Below are 3,261 nucleotides of genomic sequence, written 5' to 3' on the forward strand. Positions count from 1 at the left end.
GAACCAATTGCTCTTTAACAATTTGGAAAAGCTGATAAAAAATATCTCAAAAATACGAGTTAAAATAACAAGTGTTTTTGGTATTCAAAAAAATAAGGTGATCGTACTCGAATGGCAGGACTTATACAGCCTGACCATTCAAGTTAGTTAAGCGACAACATTTAGGTGTTGTATGGTTAAGTGACTAAGCGTATACGGTGGATGCCTTGGCAGTCAGAGGCGATGAAGGACGTGTTAATCTGCGATAAGCCATGTTAAGTCGATAAAAGACGTTATAGACATGGATTTCCGAATGGGGAAACCCACTGCATTTTATGCAGTATCGCAACGTGAATACATAGCGTTGCGAGGCGAACCCGGGGAACTGAAACATCTAAGTACCCGGAGGAAAAGAAATCAACCGAGATTCTGGTAGTAGCGGCGAGCGAACCCGGATTAGCCCTTAAGCTTTTATGTGATTAGTGGAATGTTCTGGAAAGGACAGCGATACAGGGTGATAGCCCCGTACATGAAAATCTACTTTAAGTGAAATCGAGTAGGACGGCACACGTGATATGTTGTCTGAATATGGGGGGACCATCCTCCAAGGCTAAATACTCCTGACTGACCGATAGTGAACCAGTACCGTGAGGGAAAGGCGAAAAGAACCCCTGTGAGGGGAGTGAAATAGAACCTGAAACCGTATACGTACAAGCAGTGGGAGCCCCCTTGTGGGGTGACTGCGTACCTTTTGTATAATGGGTCAACGACTTAATTTCAGTAGCAAGGTTAAGCGAATAGCGGAGCCGTAGGGAAACCGAGTGTTAACTGCGCGCATAGTTGCTGGGATTAGACCCGAAACCCGGTGATCTAGCCATGGGCAGGTTGAAGATTGGGTAACACCAATTGGAGGACCGAACCGACTAATGTTGAAAAATTAGCGGATGACTTGTGGCTGGGGGTGAAAGGCCAATCAAACCGGGAGATAGCTGGTTCTCCTCGAAAGCTATTTAGGTAGCGCCTCGGACGAATACTAGTGGGGGTAGAGCACTGTTAAGGCTAGGGGGTCATCCCGACTTACCAACCCTTTGCAAACTCCGAATACCACTAAGTAATATCCGGGAGACACACGGCGGGTGCTAACGTCCGTCGTGGAAAGGGAAACAACCCAGACCGTCAGCTAAGGTCCCAAAGTCATAGCTAAGTGGGAAACGATGTGGGAAGGCTTAGACAGCCAGGATGTTGGCTTAGAAGCAGCCATCATTTAAAGAAAGCGTAATAGCTCACTGGTCGAGTCGGCCTGCGCGGAAGATGTAACGGGGCTAAGCTATGCACCGAAGCTACGGATGCTAATTTATTAGCATGGTAGAGGAGCGTTCTGTAAGCCGTTGAAGGTGAGTCGTAAGGCTCGCTGGAGGTATCAGAAGTGCGAATGTTGACATGAGTAACGATAAAGGGGGTGAAAAGCCCCCTCGCCGAAAGACCAAGGTTTCCTGTTCAATGTTAATCAGAGCAGGGTGAGTCGGCCCCTAAGGCGAGACTGAAAAGTGTAGTCGATGGGAAACAGGTTAATATTCCTGTACTTCGTATAATTGCGATGGGAGGACGGAGAAGGCTAGGCCAGCATGGTGATGGTTATCCATGTTTAAGGTTGTAGGCTGGACACTTAGGAAAATCCGGGTGTCTAAGGCTGAGAATTGATGACGAGTGTCTACGGACATGAAGTGGTTGATGCCCTGCTTCCAGGAAAAGTCTCTAAGCTTCAGATTATACGAAACCGTACCCCAAACCGACACAGGTGGTTGGGTAGAGAATACCAAGGCGCTTGAGAGAACTCGGGTGAAGGAACTAGGCAAAATGGTACCGTAACTTCGGGAGAAGGTACGCTCTTGATGGTGATGGGATTTACTCCCTAAGCTGCTGAGAGTCGCAGATACCAGTTGGCTGCAACTGTTTATTAAAAACACAGCACTGTGCTAAATCGAAAGATGACGTATACGGTGTGACGCCTGCCCGGTGCCGGAAGGTTAATTGATGTGGTTAGTCCTCGGACGAAGCTATTGATCGAAGCCCCGGTAAACGGCGGCCGTAACTATAACGGTCCTAAGGTAGCGAAATTCCTTGTCGGGTAAGTTCCGACCTGCACGAATGGCGTAATGATGGCCAAGCTGTCTCCACCCGAGACTCAGTGAAATTGAAATTGCCGTGAAGATGCGGTGTACCCGCGGCTAGACGGAAAGACCCCGTGAACCTTTACTACAGCTTGACACTGAACATTGACCCTACATGTGTAGGATAGGTGGGAGGCTTTGAAGCGTTGTCGCTAGATGATGTGGAGCCGACCTTGAAATACCACCCTTGTAGTGTTGATGTTCTAACGTTGGTCCCTTATCGGGATTGCGGACAGTGTCTGGTGGGTAGTTTGACTGGGGCGGTCTCCTCCCAAAGAGTAACGGAGGAGCACGAAGGTTGGCTAAGTACGGTCGGACATCGTACGGTTAGTGCAATGGCATAAGCCAGCTTAACTGCGAGACAGACACGTCGAGCAGGTACGAAAGTAGGTCATAGTGATCCGGTGGTTCTGTATGGAAGGGCCATCGCTCAACGGATAAAAGGTACTCCGGGGATAACAGGCTGATACCGCCCAAGAGTTCATATCGACGGCGGTGTTTGGCACCTCGATGTCGGCTCATCACATCCTGGGGCTGAAGTCGGTCCCAAGGGTATGGCTGTTCGCCATTTAAAGTGGTACGCGAGCTGGGTTTAGAACGTCGTGAGACAGTTCGGTCCCTATCTGCCGTGGGCGTTTGAGAATTGAAGGGAGCTGCTCCTAGTACGAGAGGACCGGAGTGGACGAACCGCTGGTGTTTGGGTTGTTATGCCAATAGCATTGCCCAGTAGCTACGTTCGGAACTGATAACCGCTGAAAGCATCTAAGCGGGAAGCAGGCCTTGAGATTAATTCTCACTGGGACTTTAAGTCCCCTGAAGGGCCGTTGGAGACTACAACGTTGATAGGCAAGGTGTGTAAGTGCTGTGAGGCATTGAGCTAACTTGTACTAATTACCCGTGAGGCTTAACCATACAACACCTAAGTGGTGTGTATGTTTGATGAAGATAATCTTATTTTAGAAACCAAGAGTGCTTGTTAGACTCGTGGGATGTTTCAGCTTTTTCGAATGTTAAAGACAACAAGTTTTTGCCTGGTGGCAATAGCGTTGTGGACCCACCTGAACCCATGCCGAACTCAGAAGTGAAACGCAACTGCGCCGATGATAGTGTG

General features: G+C 48.8%; 2 rRNA genes. Both read left to right on the forward strand.

What is annotated here, in order from left to right:
- Window positions 1–174: 174 nt before the first annotated feature.
- A 23S ribosomal RNA gene (locus Q4549_RS21815) occupies window positions 175–3,062 on the forward strand.
- 118 nt (window positions 3,063–3,180) lie between these two features.
- A 5S ribosomal RNA gene (gene rrf / locus Q4549_RS21820) occupies window positions 3,181–3,261 on the forward strand; the annotation flags it as partial.

The sequence above is a fragment of the Agarivorans sp. 2_MG-2023 genome, assembly GCF_030548085.1.
Taxonomy (GTDB): Bacteria; Pseudomonadota; Gammaproteobacteria; order Enterobacterales; family Celerinatantimonadaceae; genus Agarivorans.